Below are 14943 nucleotides of genomic sequence, written 5' to 3' on the forward strand. Positions count from 1 at the left end.
GGGGCTGTCCAATAAGTCCAAAATACCGAAATTTTGACGTGAAGTTGGCGGCGACTCGCAAAAATGTTCCACATTTTTCCTGCGGTGCAGAATCAATGAAGCATATTCAGAGTCCTGCGGGACAAGCACGAGCCTATAGACCTGCGCAAACGCACTTGTGCGTTGAGGAGGCTGAGGCCGTGCCCGCGGAAAGCGTCCGCCAACGTAACGACGCATAACATTAAAAGTGTTTGGAAAAGTGACTTTATGGACACCCCGAAATTTAAACATGGTGATTATTTGAAATATGGTTAGTAAAATATCTTTCATATTTAAAGTAAGAAATAATTCGATAATATATTTCTAAAATGATAAAACATAACGGGATATAACGAATAAAGTGATCAATCGTGAAAAATAGAACGAATCCAATTATAACCATGATGATAAAACTACAATATCCCGTCCATCCATTTAAACGATGGTTAGAAAAAAGTGTTGCCATCACACCTCGATCATCTTTATCAAAGCAGTCGTGATGAAGTGGAATAACTTGTAAATAATGGTTAGCAGTGACTAACTCATCTTTATCTTTTATTTCCTTTTTGCAAGCTTTACATACAAGTGCTTTTGTCAAAAAAATTCCTCCAATGAAAATACGATATAAGTGATTCACTAATTATTAACCGATTTTAGTTCCGTTTTCAACAGGATAATCGACATTTAATAAGACTACATCATCTTCACTTGGAATCCCACCTAAAACAAGTACCTCTGATTTAAAACCTGCAATATGTAGAGGTGGAAAGTTAACGACACCAACAACTTGCCGTCCTATTAAGTTTTCTGGTTTATAACGTCTTGTAATTTGAGCTGAAGAATATTTAACTCCTAATTCACCAAAGTCTATTTTAAGTTTAATAGCAGGTTTACGTGCTTCAGGAAAATTTTCTGCATGTATTATTGTACCGATTCGTAAGTCTAATTTTTGAAAATCTTCTAATGTAGCCAAGGACGAAACCCCCTAAATTTTTAGATTTCCAGTTTAATCAAATATTAATGAAAAATATACTAATTTTCAAGAATAAACCTGTTAATGGATTTCTTACAATTTGAATGAATCATTTTATAAAGGAATTGAAAGTGTTAGAAGTTATTAACTCAAACTGACATTACATATCAATTAAAAATGGGATAGGGGAGATGACCAAAATTTAAGAAATAACGCTCAGTGTAAGTCACTGAGCGCACCTATTGAAAATATTAACTATTATTTAATACGTTTTTTATTTCATCAGTTAATGCAGATAATGCACTTGTTCTTCTTTGGTTAGCTTTTGCCATCGAGTTTTTTATTTCGTCTCGTTTTTCTTGAAGAAGTTTAACATGTTCCAACAATGATTCTTTTGTCACATCTTCATCTTGTAATGTAATGGCGAAACCTTTTTCCGTAAATGATTTTGCATTTAAAATTTGATCTCCACGACTTTGGTTTAATCCTAGGGGAATAATGAGCATTGGAATTTCCAGTGCTAAAAATTCGAAAATCGAGTTAGATCCGCCCCTTGTAATTACTAAATCGGTAGCAGCTAAAATATCTGCTAATTCTTCATGAACGTATTCAAATTGGCGGTAGCCTGATCGAGTTTCTAGTTGTGGGTCTAAGTTGTTTTTCCCACATAAATGAACAATTTGATAATGTTTTGTTAATTCATCCAGGTTTGCCCGGACAGCTTCATTAATCTTTTTCGCACCTAAACTTCCACCCATAATAGTAAGAATCGGTTTCCCTGAATGAAAATCTAAATACCGTTTTCCATTTTCTGCGGAGCCAGTTAATATTTCCTTTCGAATTGGCGAACCAATGGCGACCGCTTTATCTTGAGGGAAGTACTTTGTTGTTTCCTCAAAAGATGTAAAGATTTTTGTTGCAAATCGTTTCGATATTTTATTAGCAAGTCCGGGCGTAATATCACTTTCATGGATAAAAATTGGTATTTTCAGTGAGTTTGCTGCTATTATAACCGGAACAGAGACAAATCCGCCTTTAGAAAATAATAAATCCGGTTTTAGTTTTTTAAGTATTTTTCTAGCTTCAAAACATCCTTTTAATACACGAAAAATATCTTTTACATTTTCCATATCAAAATAACGACGTAATTTACCGCTACTTATTCCATAATATGGAACATTTTGTTTCTCCATTAAATCCTTCTCAATTCCTTTTTTGGAACCGATATAAACAAATTCATAATTCTCGTCTTTAAGTTCATTCATAATCGCAATATTAGGTGTAACATGCCCGGCGGTACCGCCACCTGTAAAAGCAATTTTCTTGTTAGTCATAATTCCTCCTAAATGTACATCAATTTTATTCTATATAATACTTTAACTGTTGATATGGAATCATTCAAATGTTTTTTCTAATCATTGTTCCAAATAGATGTTTAAATTACAGATTATTTATAATATACTAAAAAAATAATAGTGATTTTTTAAATGACCAACCCTTATTGGATGCCAACAACAAAAAACAGAAGAAACATCTATATATAAAGAAAACTATGAAATTATCGGTTCAGCAAAACAAGAAATACTTGGTGAAGTAAGTGAAAGTATTTATTTTACAAGTGATCGAGAAAATCTTAACGCTCCGGAAGTATTCCATGAAGTAACGAGAGAAGGATTAGAGTTTTCAGTTCCCATAGATGGACGTTATGAAATATTTGCCGGACCTCAAGGAAATATTTCCGTTTTTGACGAACATGGGCATCTTTTATTAAAAGAAGTTGTTGGGTATCTTGTTGGTGGAAATAGCATCACGATGGATTTAAAAAACACATATAAAATATACGTTGATGGTGGCTATGAAGGACGTACAAAAGTTAAAAGTATCGCAAACACCATCACTTGAATTTATTCCCGAAAATGAAAAATAAACATATTTTACTAATTTCTAAGTTTTATATGCTAAAATATTAGTTATATCCACAAGTCAAGGAGCAGAGAAGTAATGGAATCAGTACATAAAATTGATCTGTACACATTATGTATCATTAAAGATGGTGACCGTGTTTTACTAATTAATCGACCAAGTAATAGAGGATTTCCGGGTTACATTGGACCGGGTGGAAAAGTAGAACCATATGAAAGTATTTCAGAAGGGGCAGTTCGTGAAGTATATGAAGAAACTGGATTAATTGTTAAAAATTTAATCTATAAAGGTGTAACGGAATGGATTGATATAAAAAAGAATTATCGATCGATGGTGTTCAATTATTTAGCAACGGAGTATGAAGGTGAGTTATTACAAAATCCACCAGAAGGGGGACTGTCATGGGTACCAATTAAAGAGGCATTGAATTTACCAATGCAACCATGGTTCAAAGAGCGTTTTCCATTATTTTTTCAAGAAGGAACATTTGAGATTTTTTCAGAATGGGATTCAGAAGAGAAGATTACAACTAAACATCATGTAAAAAATCTATGAAACATGGTAAAATTAGCTTTAGTATTTTTGGAATTTTTACATAAAATCAATATAATTTTATTATGTAAACTAAATTAAAGTGGTGAATGCATATGAAGATTCGGAAAGCAACAGCAATAGATGCAAAGGGCATAGCAAAAGTTCAAGTTGATACGTGGCGGTCGACATATAATAATATTGTTTCAGATGAATATTTAGCCCAATTAAGTTATGATGCCCGTGAAGAAATGTGGCAGAAAATAATCCCAATTAATAGTGTATATGTTGCTGAAAATGACCAAGGTGAAATCATCGGATTTTCGTGTGGCGGTAAGAAAAATAGCGAGGAATATCCAAAATATAAAAGTGAATTGTTTGCTATTTATATATTACAAGATTATCAGAAAAAAGGGATTGGGAAATTATTAGTAAAACCGATTGTTGAAGATCTAATTGACGAAGAGATTTATTCAATGATTGTCTATGTATTTGAGGATAATCCAGCAACAAAATTCTATGAGTCTCTTGGTGGTAAGAAAATTGATCGATTACATACTGAATTTTCAACGGAAGAAAAAAAGGTTTATGAATTAGTTTATGGATGGGATGATATTCGTCAAATCTTCTAGGATCTAGGAGATGAAGGGTATTGAGTTTTCTTCTTTTTACATCGACAGAATACCTTATTTATTATAAAAATAGGAGTCATTAAAGATGATTATTCGAGAAAGTACAATTAATGATGCGGAAAAACTGCTCCAAATGCTACAACAACTAGACCGGGAAACGAAATTCATGTTGTTTGAACCTGGTGAACGAAAATTGACTGTTGCAGAAATGGAAAAATCCCTTGAAGCGATAAGAAAATCCAATTCCTTACAATTAGTTGTAGAATATGAAGATAAGATTGTCGGTTTTTTAATGGCAAGAAGAGGAACACTGCAACGGAATAAACATTGTGCCTATATTGTCATTGGTATTCTAGAAAAATATCAAGATAAGAAACTTGGTCAACGTTTATTTGAGAAAATGGAAGAATGGGCGAAAGAAACTGGAATTAAACGCTTAGAATTAACAGTCATGACCCATAATAAAGCAGCTATAAATTTATATGAAAAAATGGGATTTACAAAAGAGGGAATCAAAGCGAAATCATTATTAGTTGACGGAAAGCTTGTAGATGAATACTATATGGCAAAACTTTTACCATAACATAGTGTTTTGAGGTGAAATATGATTATCCAAGCTAATGGATTTGTGGTCCGATTTGTAAAAGACGAAGATATTCCGTTACTAGTAAAATGGTTATCCAACCCTAATGTTCTTCAATATTATGAAGGAAGAGATAACCCTTTTAATGAAGAAAGGGTAAAGAAAAAGTTTTTTAATAGAGGAGATCATGTTTCTCGTTGTATTTTTCAATACAAAGGTATTCCAATTGGCCTGTAACTAATTTGAAAGAATATAAAGACATTCCAAATGTTTATGGGATGGACCAATTTATTGGAGAACCTGAATATTGGAATCAAGGTATAGGTACTAAGCTTGTAAAAACGGTTGTAAACTATTTAACTAGTAAATTGCAAGCCGAAAGAATTATTATGGATCCCCGTGTTGAAAATGTCCGTGCCATTCATTGCTATGAGAAATGTGGTTTCGTAAAGAGAAAACTATTACCGAAACACGAATGGCATGAAGGCGAATATCGAGATTGTTGGTTAATGGAGTATCGAAAGTAGATCAATAATATTTTTATTTATATAAGAAAATATTTTATTTAAGGTGTGAAGGTTAATAAAAAACTGGCAAGGAGCTGCCGGCGTTTGCATTAATGATCAGAATAAGTTGTTAATGGTTTTACAAGGAACACCTGATGAGGAAAAAACTTGGGCCATACCTTCAGGCGGGCTTGAAAACGGTGAGCCATTTGTGGATTGTTGCATCCGTGAATTTAAAGAAGAAACTGGGTTCGATATCGAAATTATCGAGTTTATCAAAACGAAATATCATACATATTCAGAAATAAAAGTATATGCGGAGATACAATATTTTTTGTGAAAATAATTGATGGTAAACAGGAAATTAAAGATCCTGATTATTTAATATATGACATTTCTTGGAAATCAGAGGATGTATTAAGTTCATTAAAGTTAACTTATCCAGAAGATCTTCAACTATATAAAGAATGCTTACACCATTGGTTTAGTCAGATCGAGAACAAACGAATAAAAAATGATAAACTAACTATTTTTCGAGGATGGGACGGGATTTAATATGTGGGACTCCGATATAATATTAAGAGACTATGACCCAAAATGGTCAATTTTATATAAAAAAGAAGAGGAACAAATTCTTGAGTTATTAAAAGAAAATGTTTTAGGAATTGAACATATCGGTAGTACAGCGATACCTGGTATGCTTGCATATCCTGTAATTGATATATTAGTAGGAATAGATAGTTTTACAGAGATTCGGATGATTGCAAAACCAATTAAACGATTAAAATATGATGTAATTCCTAGGCCAGATTTGAGCCCACGTCGTTTTTACGAAAAAAAATTGTTGAATCAAATTGGCTATCATTTACATCTTTGTGAGTATAAAAGTGAAGATTGGTTTAATCTCGTCCTTTTTCGTGATTATTTAAAGAAATACCCAGATGTAGCAGATCGGTATGCCCAATATAAATTCATGCTATCTAGAAAATATAAAAATAATCCTATCCGCTACCATTTAAATAAGAGATTATTTGTTAAAGAAATCCTTGAAATAGCAAGGGAAGAATTTGGTAATGAGATATTGTTGTAACCTTGTATGGATGGTGAAATATGAGAAAAATTGAAGTTGTTCCCTATAATAAGGATTGGCCTTTCCTTTTTCAAAAAGAAACGAGTTTAATTAAAAGCATTTTTGGTCATGAAATTGTTGAAATTTATCATATTGGCAGTACTTCTGTAGTAGGGTTAAAAGCAAAGCCTATTATCGATATATTGCCTGTCGTTAAGGATATAGATAAAGTAGACGATTTCAATAGGAAAATGATTGAGATTGGTTATGAACCAAAAGGAGAAAACGGAATTGCTGGTCGTCGCTTCTTTCATAAAGGCGGTGACAACCGAACTCACCACGTTCATATATTTGAAAAAGGAGATGCAAATATCAAAAGACATGTAGCATTTACAAAATTTTTAAATGCACACCCTGTTATTGCCAATCAATATGGTGAATTAAAAGAGCAATTAGCCAAAAATTTCACTTATGATCCTGAAGCTTATTCAAAGGGAAAAGACCAATTTGTTAAAAAAATTGAACTAGACGCACTCAATTGGTTTGTAAATCAATTGAATTAGTCAGAAAATGTAATGGCTGTCGGAATTGTTGAGATTTCGACAGCCATATATTTGTTACATTAATTTACTTTTTAATTGATTTTAGCTAGCTTTACCCGTGTTTTTTGTCCTCCACTTAAAGATGAGAACGGATTATCCCAGATTTCACTAGCTACATTTAATTGAGTTAAAACTTTCTCCACTTCAATTTCCCACTTATAACCATTGCAATCTAAATAGTTTTGTAATTGGGAATTATATTTACTTAGTATCTTTTCGTCATGAGGATTTTTCTTTTAATAAGTTTGTGAGCCTATTTAACTCGTTTTTTATAACTGCATGTCGATGCTCCGAAATAATCCACCCAATTGATGCATTAAATAGTGTTTTCCCACCGACTGCCATCATTAAATTATCTGCTTTTAAAATAAACATATATCCTCACTCCTATGTTGCCAAAATAACAAAAAGACACAGGAAGTCCCTGTGTCCAACGAACGAAATATGTTAATAAAGAAACATATTTACAGAAAATGGATATTTATCTCGAATTAAAAATAATCACATCAAAATAGACACAAGGATTCCGTTCTTTGCTGCTTTAGCAAAGTCATTTTGCATATAAAGTTATTTGCTCAAAAATGATTGGGAATTGTCCTTTGTGTAATTTTGATGCCTCCTATCAATTTATTTACTTTACTATACATAGAACGGAAACATTTTGTCATGGACCGATTCAAATTTAGCAGGAATATCAGTTTTGTTATCGAATTTTAATATTATAAAGATTAAGAATATAATTACAAACAAACAGACAGTTCTATTACGATAGATTATGACTCTAGATGATTGCGGGTGAACGATTTGGGAGAAATTCAAGAAAAATTATTGCAGAGTAAATCAGGTTTTACTTATAAAATTCGCACAGCGATGCCAAAAGATGCGAAAAAATTGATTAAATATAGCCAAGAAGTATTCAGTGAAGGTGAGTACTTACTAACAACTGTAGAGGAATATAACATAACTGTTAGGGAAGAGAAGAGGTTTTTAGAGAGTTTTTTATTTGGAGAAGGAAATTTAGCAATTGTGGCGGAGCATAATAAAGAAATAATCGGATTTTTAACATTTCACATTGGCATGAGAAAAAGAATACAACATGTAGGTACTCTTGGTATGTCTGTTGCAAAAAAATATCGAAATCAAGGAATCGGAAAAGCAATGCTTTCAGAACTATTAAACTGGGCAGAAAAAAATCCAATTATTGAAAAAGTTACCCTTGAAGTGTTTGATGCAAATAAAAATGCCATTGCTTTATATAAACAACTCGGGTTTGTAAAGGAAGGGAGAATGAAAAGGGGAATAAAAATTGATGATAATACATATTATGACGTTATAATGCGAGGCTTACAAAATTCATCGAAGCCTCGATTATTTATTCTATAATTTTAAAATCTTTCCATGGACTCGGCAATAATTGTAAATATTTTTTTGTTAAGAAACGATTATCGATCAGAACAATCGTCCCTTGATCATGCTCTGTCCGAATTAAACGTCCTCCTGCTTGTAAGACTTTATTCAACCCAGGATAAACATAGGCATAATCATAGCCATTTTTCCCTATGTTGTTAAAATAGTCTTTTATTATATTTCGTTCCAAACCAATTTGGGGTAATCCCACTCCAACAATTATAACTCCATTCAGCCGATTACCAACTAAATCAATTCCTTCTGAAAATATTCGACCCATTACCGCAAAACCGATTAATGATTCATTATTTTTTTCATCAAAAGTAGCTACGAAAGTGCCTCTTTCTTCTTCTGTCATCCCTGGCTTTTGAACAATAGTAGGTACTTTCAATGATGTCTTGTGTAATGACTGTTTCATTTTCCAATAAGTCAATTAGACCTTCATTTAATCGATCGTAATGACCTTTAGCAAACTCGCAATATTCCGGATTGCAAATCGTTTGATCTTTAAAACAAATCTTTTCTTTCGATGTAATCGACACAGATCGAATATTTAAACCTTTTTGTTCCATTAATTGAAAAGCAGACTCAGCTTGTTATCTCGTTGTTCCACTAGCTGTCGCATAAATAATACGTTGGGCTATATTTTCACCAATGGCCTTTACTGCAGGGAAGGTAGTTGAATTGTTTTACCAATGCCTGTTGGTGCTTCAACAAATAAAGTTACCTTGTCCCTATTCGATTGATAAACACATCCTGCAAGTTCTCGTTGTCCTTTACGGTACTGTGCAAAAGGGAAGGAAAGTTCTTTACTCGTCTGATTTCTCTTTAATTTATTTTTAAATTGTAATCGGGCAAAAGGGGCATATTTCTTTAAACAGTCGAAAACAAACCTTTCTAATTCAGAAAAACTCTTTATTTGAACAAAGTTTTTCATCTCGTTTGTTTGTTTTTGAACATATGTTAACTTAATTGAAATATGCTGCAGTTGATGATCTTTTGCATAAATATACCCATATAAATAAGCTTGGGCCCAATAACCGGGGTTCATTTCATCTAAACCACTCATAAAAATTGTCATATGCTAATCTTATCGGTTTTCTTACCCCTTGACTAAAATTAATTATTTTGGGGAGTTTAAATACATTGAATTGTTAACTTATAAATAATCAAGTTTCACAAATATTACATTTTTATGAAATCATATTAGCATTTGTTTAAAAATATTTATTTAAATGAAACATTTTAATAGGCACATACGTCTATACATATAGATAAAAATACAAACCTAAACACAATATTAGTATATTTAAAATTGTAAAACTTGACTTTTTTCAAACAATTATATAATAATTGTTGTCAGAAAAATATTTACAATCCCTAAATAAATCGTTTACAATGTAACCATTAAATAAATTTGACTTTGATTTCTGTAATTAAAATTCTAACTTTTAAAGGATGGAATTATATGAAACTACAAAATATTGAAAGGCGAAAAATTACGGAAAATTTTTTAGCCTTTTATTTATTACTTGTCTTATTACTGTGGATGAAAACGTATTTCACCCAGTTTACGCAGTTTGTTTTAGGGGTAGAGGGGATCTTTCAACATTTCCTTTTATTTATTAACCCATTAGGGTCGGCTTTACTCTTTTTAGGATTTGCATTTTTACTAAAAGGTCGTAGTAAATACATATTTATCTTAACCGTATACACTTTACTAACAACTCTGTTATATGCAAACGTAGTTTATTATCGATATTTTGATGATTTTATAACATTACCTAATTTATACAATACGAGTAATTTCGGAAATCTTGGTGGCAGTGTATTAGCTTTACTTGAACCAACAGATATTTTGTATTTTGTCGATATACTTATTATCATAATTTTACTTTGCATGAAAAAAATTAAAATTGATACAACTCCAATTAAGCGAAGTAAAGCTATAGCAATTTTATCTTTTGGTTTAGGAATTTCATGTTTAAATTTAGGATTAGCAGAATCTGATCGACCACAATTATTGACACGTGGCTTTGATCGGAACTACATTGTGAAATATTTAGGAATGTATAATTATCAAATTTATGATGCTTATCAAACAACAAAGGCAAATGCACAGCGAGCACTTGCGGATAGTAATGATGCTGTAGAAGTTGTAAACTTTACAAAATCATTATATGCTGAGCCAAATCCGAAATTTTTTGGTGTAGCTGAAGGGAAAAATGTTATATATGTACATTTAGAGTCTATTCAAGAATTTCTTATTGATTTTGAATTAAATGGAGAAGAAGTAACACCGTTTTTAAATCGATTAAAAGCAGATTCAAATACGATTTACTTTGAAAACTTTTTCCATCAAACAGCGCAAGGAAAAACCGCTGATGCCGAGTATATGATTGAAAATTCCATATACGGTTTGCCACAAGGATCAGCCTTTATAACGAGAGGAAGAAACACGTACCATGCAGCACCTGCGATTTTAAAGGATTATGGTTACACTTCCGCTGTCTTTCATGGGAATGGTGGAAGCTTTTGGAACCGAAACGAAATATACAAATCCTTTGGTTATGACCATTTCTTTGATGCTAATTTCTATGAAATATCTGATGAAAATCGTGCTGAATATGGGTTGATGGATAAACCATTTTTTGAACAATCGGAAGAACTTCTAAGTTCGTTGCCACAACCTTTTTATACAAAATTCATTACAATTACTAATCATTATCCGTTTCCTTTAGATGAAGGTTTAGCAACTATAGAAAAGCCGGAAACAGGAAACGATATTGTAGACGGATATTTTCAAACTGCACGATACGCAGATGAAGCATTAGAACAATTCTTTCAATATTTAGATGAAACTGGTTTACTGGAGAACTCCCTTATTATTATGTACGGAGATCACCATGCTTTATCTGAAAAATATTATGAAGAATTATCTGAGCTACTTGATATAGAAATTGGTCCAGTAGAAAGTGCTGAATTACAAAGAGTTCCTTTATTTATTTATATGCCAGGTTTAGAAGGTGGTATTAAATCCACATACGGAGGACAAATAGATTTATTACCAACTTTACTCCATTTACTCGGAATTGAAACGAAAGAGTATGTTCATTTTGGAACAGATTTATTATCGGAACGACACATTGAGTTAGTTCCATTTAGAAATGGTAATTATGTTAGTCCAAGGATATATTCAGTTGATGGTCATTTTTATGATTACGTAACTGGGGAAGAGATAACAGAAGAACATAAACTTTATAATCAAGCAATTGAATTGAAGGAGAAGACTGAATTTACACTTCAACTTTCAGATGAGTTAGTAAACGGGGATTTATTAAGGTTTTATACACCACCTAACTTTACACCAGTAGATCGGACTGAATACGACTATTCTGTATCTGAAACAAATGAAGAACAATAATTGTAAAAGGACTGTCGTATAAATAGGGTATAAGCCTAAAAATCAATATCTTATTATAGATATATGATCTTTGGTCATAAACGACTCTATTTTTGACAGTCCTTCATTTTTAAATTGTGAAGTAATATTTGGTATTATATAAAACTAAAATGTTGTTAAACTAGCAACTACACTTTAAGAACATATTCGATTGTCCTTCATTAACTTGACAAAACAGAAAAAAAAGTATAGTAATATATTTGTACGACAAAAATGTTAAACAGATATCCAATTTCCAATTACCTATAATTTTCATTGTAGCTATGCTATGTTAATATAGTATTAAAAGAATGTTAATTTATTAACTTAATAGAAGAATATATTAATTTTTACGTAATACATTTATGTAATGTGGAATAATATGAACTGGTTGCAGAAAGAGGTGCATCAATGAATAACTCATTAAACAAAAATGCAGGCTTATTAAATAAATTTACTGGATTTTATTTCTTAACAGTTATTGTTCTATGGTTAAAAACGTATTTTACACAGTTAACAGTATTTGATCTCGGTGTTGAAGGAACTTTTCAACATTTTTTATTGTTCATTAATCCGTTAGGATCAGCCTTATTATTTTTAGGATTATCCTTTTTTTCAAAAGGTAGAAGAAGATATATTTGGTTAATGATCTTTTATACGGTAATGTCCATCTGGTTATACGCGAATGTAATGTATTACCGTTTCTTTAATGACTTCATTACATTACCAACTATTCTCCAAACACAAAACTTTGGTGATTTAGGTGGAAGTGTTGCTTCATTATTCCAAATAACTGATATTTTATTCTTCGTTGACTGCTTTATTTTAATTGCATTATTAGCTTTTAAAGTAATTAAAGTTGAAAAAACTGTACAACCACGTAAAAAAGCTGTTGCAATTATAACTTTAGCATTAGGGTTTATGTGTTTAAATTTAGGACTAGCAGAATCCGACCGTCCTGAATTATTAACACGTGGTTTTGACCGCAACTACATTGTGAAATATTTAGGTATGTATAACTTTACGATTTATGATGCGGTAGAAAGTACAAAAGCGGCTTCACAACGAGTTTTAGCAGATAGCAGTGATGTAACTGAAGTAATTAACTATACACAATCTAATTATGCTGCGCCGAATGAGAAGTACTTTGGTGTTGCAGAAGGAAGAAATGTAGTCTATCTTCATTTAGAATCAATCCAATCATTTTTAATGGATTATCATTTGAATGGTGAAGAAGTAATGCCATTTTTAAACTCGTTAGCGAAACATGAAGATACCATTTATTTTGATAATTTCTTCCATCAAACAGCTCAAGGGAAAACAGCCGATGCAGAGTTTTTAATTGATAATTCATTGTTCGGTTTACCACAAGGTGCTGCTTTTATTACAAAAGGACGTAATACGTATCATGCAGCTCCAGCTATTTTAAAAGATCATGGATACACTTCAGCAGTTTTACATGGTAACGGTGGAAGTTTCTGGAATCGTAATGAAATTTATAAGTCATTTGGTTATGACCATTTCTTTGATTCAACCTATTATGAAGCTGAATCTGAACAAGATTTAGCTGAATATGGTTTAATGGATAAGCCGTTTTATAAACAATCGATTCCTTATTTACAATCAATGGAACAACCGTTTTATGCGAAATTAATTCCTGTTACCCACCATTATCCATTCGAACTTGATGAAGAATTAGCAACGATTGGTAAAGCAGATACAAGCAGCCGTACTGTAAATAATTATTTCCAAACGGCTAGATATGCGGACGAAGCTTTAGCGCAATTATTTGAGGATCTAAAGGAAGCTGGATTATATGAAAACTCCATCTTCATTCTTTATGGAGACCATTATGGAATTTCTCAAAATCATAATAAAGCAATGGCAGATATTATTGGAAAAGAAGTTGGTAGTTATGAAAGTGCTAGCTTACAACGTGTTCCATTAATGATTCACATTCCTGGTGTTGATATGGAAGGTGGCGTAAACCATACGTATGGTGGGCAAATTGATGTTATGCCAACACTTTTACATTTATTAGGTATAGATGCGAAACCATTTGTTTTATTTGGTCAAGATTTATTATCGGAAGATCATAGTCAAGTTGCAGTGTTCCGTAATGGAGATTACGTTAGTCCAGAGTTTTTTGCAGTAGAAGGTAAATATTTCGATGCAAAAACTGGCTTACCAATTGAAGATGAAGAACAATTAAAAATTGCAAAAGAACTTAAAGAAGAAGTTGAATATAAATTAATGTTATCCGATAAAACTGTAAATGGTGATTTGTTAAGATTTTATACACCTGAAGGTTTTACACCTGTTGACCGTAATCAATTTGATTACAGTAAAACTGAAATAGACGAATAATTCAACAAGGGTTGTCTAACAAATACAATCATGTTTTAAGGAAATTCCATTGATTGTATGTTAGTCAACCCTTGTTTGTATTTTTTGTTATAATTACAAGGTAATTAAAAATGAATAAAGTAGGGATAAATATGAATATTTCATTTGCCAATATACATAATTTTGGTAACGTAATTATTGAAGACGAACTCATTCAACATTATCACTTTCCTGAAATGCTAAATTATTATAGTGGTAATTTTATTACATTTAAACGGATGCCGTCTATTGATGAATTTAAAGAGACTGCAGATTGTTTAAAAAATTTCCATCTAAAAAATGGTCAAAACCATCTTTTGTTTTATTTTCCAGAAGGTGAATACTTAGATGAAGAATTACAGCAATATTTAAAAGCTAATGACTATGATTTTAGTTATAATGAATTGTATAAAATTCACCCGAATGACTTTCCAAGTTTTACTAAAAATCCGAATATCGTAGTAGAAACAGTTAAACTTGAAACATTAGATACTTTTTTACAATTACAATATAATCTTGATCTAGAATTTGGTATTGAGTTTGCAAAAGGAAAGCAAATGATTCATAAAACTAATTTTTATAACGAGAATTGGAAACAGGTCATTGCATTTTATCAGGGGACACCTGCGGGTACATTGGATTTAATTGTTAGCGAAAAAACCGTTGAAATTGATAATTTCACACTTTTAGAGTCGTTTCGGAAAAAGGGAATCGGTAAACATATGCAGAAGTATGTAATGGAACAATATCCGAATCATACTGTCATATTAGTTGCTGAAGGTGAAGGTACAGCGAGGGAAATGTATCGTAAACAAAATTATCAATTTGTCAGTTTCCAATATGAAGCACTAATAATATTTTAATCTTTTTGT

Annotated in this window: 18 protein-coding genes and 2 pseudogenes; 12 read left to right on the forward strand and 8 right to left on the reverse strand. The window is 31.7% G+C overall.

What is annotated here, in order from left to right; all coding sequences use genetic code 11:
* The 4 genes from GW534_RS16225 to GW534_RS08305 form a co-directional block, all read right to left on the reverse strand.
* The coding region (locus GW534_RS16225) for a hypothetical protein (protein ID WP_210253472.1) at positions 1-309 on the reverse strand (309 nt) is incomplete at its 3' end.
* Entirely contained in the window at positions 263-616 is a 354-nt protein-coding gene (locus tag GW534_RS08295) for a hypothetical protein (protein ID WP_161920580.1), read from the reverse strand. The genes GW534_RS16225 and GW534_RS08295, both read right to left, overlap by 47 nt.
* Before the next feature lie 45 nt (positions 617-661).
* On the reverse strand, positions 662-991 hold the full coding sequence (gene csaA / locus GW534_RS08300) for a chaperone CsaA (protein ID WP_161920581.1): 330 nt from the start codon (positions 989-991) through the stop codon (positions 662-664).
* 251 nt (positions 992-1242) lie between these two features.
* The gene (locus tag GW534_RS08305) at positions 1243-2325 is read right to left on the reverse strand and encodes an undecaprenyldiphospho-muramoylpentapeptide beta-N-acetylglucosaminyltransferase (RefSeq protein ID WP_161920582.1); all 1083 of its coding nucleotides are present in this window, start codon (positions 2323-2325) and stop codon (positions 1243-1245) included.
* A 667-nt stretch (positions 2326-2992) separates the two neighbouring features.
* Between GW534_RS08305 and GW534_RS08310 the strand changes: the two genes are divergently transcribed.
* The 8 genes and pseudogenes from GW534_RS08310 to GW534_RS08340 all read left to right on the forward strand — a co-directional run bounded on the left by GW534_RS08310 (position 2993) and on the right by GW534_RS08340 (position 6798).
* Complete coding sequence (locus GW534_RS08310; protein WP_161920583.1) at positions 2993-3469, forward strand: 8-oxo-dGTP diphosphatase; 477 nt, start codon at positions 2993-2995, stop codon at positions 3467-3469.
* Between the two features lie 92 nt (positions 3470-3561).
* Positions 3562-4077 carry a GNAT family N-acetyltransferase gene (locus GW534_RS08315; RefSeq protein ID WP_202630876.1) on the forward strand — a complete coding sequence of 172 codons (516 nt, stop codon included), beginning with the start codon at positions 3562-3564 and terminating at the stop codon, positions 4075-4077.
* Positions 4078-4162: 85 nt separating this feature from the next.
* Complete coding sequence (locus tag GW534_RS08320; RefSeq protein WP_161920585.1) at positions 4163-4660, forward strand: GNAT family N-acetyltransferase; 498 nt, start codon at positions 4163-4165, stop codon at positions 4658-4660.
* A gap of 21 nt (positions 4661-4681) precedes the next feature.
* Positions 4682-5187: pseudogene (locus GW534_RS08325) on the forward strand (GNAT family N-acetyltransferase).
* 112 nt (positions 5188-5299) lie between these two features.
* On the forward strand, positions 5300-5506 hold the full coding sequence (locus GW534_RS16395; RefSeq protein ID WP_246204028.1) for an NUDIX hydrolase: 207 nt from the start codon (positions 5300-5302) through the stop codon (positions 5504-5506).
* On the forward strand, positions 5503-5721 hold the full coding sequence (locus tag GW534_RS16400) for a hypothetical protein (RefSeq protein WP_246204030.1): 219 nt from the start codon (positions 5503-5505) through the stop codon (positions 5719-5721). Before GW534_RS16395 ends, GW534_RS16400 begins: the two co-directional genes overlap by 4 nt.
* A gap of 1 nt (position 5722) precedes the next feature.
* On the forward strand, positions 5723-6256 hold the full coding sequence (locus GW534_RS08335; protein ID WP_161920586.1) for a GrpB family protein: 534 nt from the start codon (positions 5723-5725) through the stop codon (positions 6254-6256).
* A gap of 20 nt (positions 6257-6276) precedes the next feature.
* On the forward strand, positions 6277-6798 hold the full coding sequence (locus GW534_RS08340; RefSeq protein WP_161920587.1) for a GrpB family protein: 522 nt from the start codon (positions 6277-6279) through the stop codon (positions 6796-6798).
* A 258-nt stretch (positions 6799-7056) separates the two neighbouring features.
* On the opposite strand, the gene GW534_RS08345 is transcribed toward GW534_RS08340, so the two are convergent.
* Positions 7057-7212 carry a hypothetical protein gene (locus GW534_RS08345; RefSeq protein WP_161920588.1) on the reverse strand — a complete coding sequence of 52 codons (156 nt, stop codon included), beginning with the start codon at positions 7210-7212 and terminating at the stop codon, positions 7057-7059.
* Positions 7213-7641: 429 nt separating this feature from the next.
* On the opposite strand from GW534_RS08345, the gene GW534_RS08350 reads away from it, so the two are divergent.
* The gene (locus GW534_RS08350) at positions 7642-8220 is read left to right on the forward strand and encodes a GNAT family N-acetyltransferase (RefSeq protein WP_161920589.1); all 579 of its coding nucleotides are present in this window, start codon (positions 7642-7644) and stop codon (positions 8218-8220) included.
* On the opposite strand, the pseudogene GW534_RS08355 reads toward GW534_RS08350, so the two are convergent.
* The 3 genes and pseudogenes from GW534_RS08355 to GW534_RS08360 form a co-directional block, all read right to left on the reverse strand.
* Positions 8210-8623, reverse strand: a pseudogene (locus GW534_RS08355) (helicase C-terminal domain-containing protein); the annotation flags it as partial. The gene GW534_RS08350 and the pseudogene GW534_RS08355 sit on opposite strands and share 11 nt — an antisense overlap.
* Positions 8562-8816, reverse strand: coding sequence for a hypothetical protein (locus GW534_RS16120; protein ID WP_202630877.1), 255 nt, complete (start codon positions 8814-8816; stop codon positions 8562-8564). The pseudogene GW534_RS08355 and the gene GW534_RS16120, both read right to left, overlap by 62 nt.
* An 89-nt stretch (positions 8817-8905) precedes the next feature.
* Positions 8906-9325: a hypothetical protein gene (locus GW534_RS08360; RefSeq protein ID WP_161920591.1), complete on the reverse strand. Its 420-nt coding sequence runs from the start codon at positions 9323-9325 to the stop codon at positions 8906-8908.
* Positions 9326-9712: 387 nt separating this feature from the next.
* Here GW534_RS08360 and GW534_RS08365 point away from each other — a divergent pair, with 387 nt between their 5' ends.
* The 3 genes from GW534_RS08365 (at position 9713) to GW534_RS08375 (ending at position 14934) form a co-directional block, all read left to right on the forward strand.
* Positions 9713-11668, forward strand: a complete 1956-nt coding sequence (locus GW534_RS08365) for an LTA synthase family protein (RefSeq protein ID WP_161920592.1) — start codon at positions 9713-9715, stop codon at positions 11666-11668.
* Between the two features lie 429 nt (positions 11669-12097).
* On the forward strand, positions 12098-14053 hold the full coding sequence (locus GW534_RS08370) for an LTA synthase family protein (protein WP_161920593.1): 1956 nt from the start codon (positions 12098-12100) through the stop codon (positions 14051-14053).
* A 131-nt stretch (positions 14054-14184) separates the two neighbouring features.
* Positions 14185-14934: a GNAT family N-acetyltransferase gene (locus tag GW534_RS08375; protein ID WP_161920594.1), complete on the forward strand. Its 750-nt coding sequence runs from the start codon at positions 14185-14187 to the stop codon at positions 14932-14934.
* Positions 14935-14943 lie beyond the last annotated feature (9 nt).

The organism is Pallidibacillus pasinlerensis (assembly GCF_009996845.1).
Classification (GTDB): Bacteria; Bacillota; Bacilli; order Bacillales; family Caldibacillaceae; genus Pallidibacillus; species Pallidibacillus pasinlerensis.

Bases quoted from the DNA above. Each gene is read 5' to 3' on its own strand.
- GW534_RS08305 (WP_161920582.1), bottom strand. From the start codon at position 2,325: ATGACTAACAAGAAAATTGCTTTTACAGGTGGCGGTACCGCCGGGCAT.
- GW534_RS08310 (WP_161920583.1), top strand. From the start codon at position 2,993: ATGGAATCAGTACATAAAATTGATCTGTACACATTATGTATCATTAAA.
- GW534_RS08315 (WP_202630876.1), top strand. From the start codon at position 3,562: ATGAAGATTCGGAAAGCAACAGCAATAGATGCAAAGGGCATAGCAAAA.
- GW534_RS08320 (WP_161920585.1), top strand. From the start codon at position 4,163: ATGATTATTCGAGAAAGTACAATTAATGATGCGGAAAAACTGCTCCAA.
- GW534_RS16395 (WP_246204028.1), top strand. From the start codon at position 5,300: ATGGTTTTACAAGGAACACCTGATGAGGAAAAAACTTGGGCCATACCT.
- GW534_RS08335 (WP_161920586.1), top strand. From the start codon at position 5,723: ATGTGGGACTCCGATATAATATTAAGAGACTATGACCCAAAATGGTCA.
- GW534_RS08340 (WP_161920587.1), top strand. From the start codon at position 6,277: ATGAGAAAAATTGAAGTTGTTCCCTATAATAAGGATTGGCCTTTCCTT.
- GW534_RS08345 (WP_161920588.1), bottom strand. From the start codon at position 7,212: ATGTTTATTTTAAAAGCAGATAATTTAATGATGGCAGTCGGTGGGAAA.
- GW534_RS16120 (WP_202630877.1), bottom strand. From the start codon at position 8,816: ATGGAACAAAAAGGTTTAAATATTCGATCTGTGTCGATTACATCGAAA.
- GW534_RS08360 (WP_161920591.1), bottom strand. From the start codon at position 9,325: ATGACAATTTTTATGAGTGGTTTAGATGAAATGAACCCCGGTTATTGG.
- GW534_RS08365 (WP_161920592.1), top strand. From the start codon at position 9,713: ATGAAACTACAAAATATTGAAAGGCGAAAAATTACGGAAAATTTTTTA.
- GW534_RS08370 (WP_161920593.1), top strand. From the start codon at position 12,098: ATGAATAACTCATTAAACAAAAATGCAGGCTTATTAAATAAATTTACT.
- GW534_RS08375 (WP_161920594.1), top strand. From the start codon at position 14,185: ATGAATATTTCATTTGCCAATATACATAATTTTGGTAACGTAATTATT.